The sequence below is a fragment of the Salipiger sp. 1_MG-2023 genome, assembly GCF_030547555.1.
Taxonomy (GTDB): Bacteria; Pseudomonadota; Alphaproteobacteria; order Rhodobacterales; family Rhodobacteraceae; genus Salipiger.
Map to the genome: position 1 here is coordinate 1 of NZ_JAUOQN010000166.1, position 1,004 is coordinate 1,004.

Consider the following 1,004-nt stretch of genomic DNA (forward strand, 5'->3'; position numbering starts at 1 on the left):
ACGACGCCCGACCCGACGGTGCGGCCGCCTTCGCGGATGGCGAAGCGCAGGCCGTCTTCCATGGCGATCGGTGCGATCAGCTCGACGGTGAACTTCAGGTTGTCGCCCGGCATCACCATCTCGGTGCCTTCCGGCAGCGTCACCGTCCCGGTCACGTCCGTGGTCCGGAAGTAGAACTGCGGGCGGTAGTTCGCGAAGAACGGCGTGTGACGGCCACCTTCTTCCTTGGTCAGGATGTAGACCTCGGATTCGAACTTGGTGTGCGGGTTCACCGACTTGGGCTTGCACAGCACCTGGCCGCGCTCAACCGCTTCACGGTCGATGCCGCGCAGCAGCGCGCCGATGTTGTCGCCTGCCTCACCGCGATCGAGCAGCTTGCGGAACATTTCAACGCCGGTGCAGGTGGTCTTCTGCGTGTCCTTGATGCCGACGATCTCGAGTTCGTCGCCAACGTTGACAACGCCGCGCTCGACGCGACCGGTCACAACCGTACCACGGCCCGAGATCGAGAACACGTCTTCGATCGGCATCAGGAACGGCTGGTCGACAGCGCGTGCCGGCTGCGGGATGTACTCATCCACGGCCGCCATCAGTTCGCGGATCTTGTCTTCGCCGATGGCGTTGTCACGGCCTTCCATCGCCGCAAGCGCCGAGCCTGCGATGATCGGAATATCGTCGCCCGGGTAGTCGTATTCGGTCAGCAGCTCGCGGACTTCCATTTCCACCAGCTCGAGCAGTTCCTCGTCGTCCACCTGGTCGACCTTGTTGAGGAACACCACCATGGCGGGGATGCCGACCTGACGGCCCAGCAGGATGTGCTCGCGGGTCTGCGGCATCGGGCCGTCAGCCGCGTTCACCACCAGGATCGCGCCGTCCATCTGCGCGGCGCCGGTGATCATGTTCTTCACATAGTCAGCGTGGCCGGGGCAGTCGACGTGGGCGTAGTGACGCGCTTCGGTCTCGTATTCCACGTGCGCGGTCGAGATCGTGATGCCGCGGGCCTT

General features: G+C 64.3%; 1 protein-coding gene. It reads right to left on the reverse strand.

Going from position 1 to position 1,004, the window contains the following annotated elements; genetic code table 11:
* Positions 1-1,004 (reverse strand): elongation factor Tu (gene tuf, locus Q4543_RS24405; protein WP_303442754.1); only part of this gene is annotated, 1,004 nt, incomplete at both ends.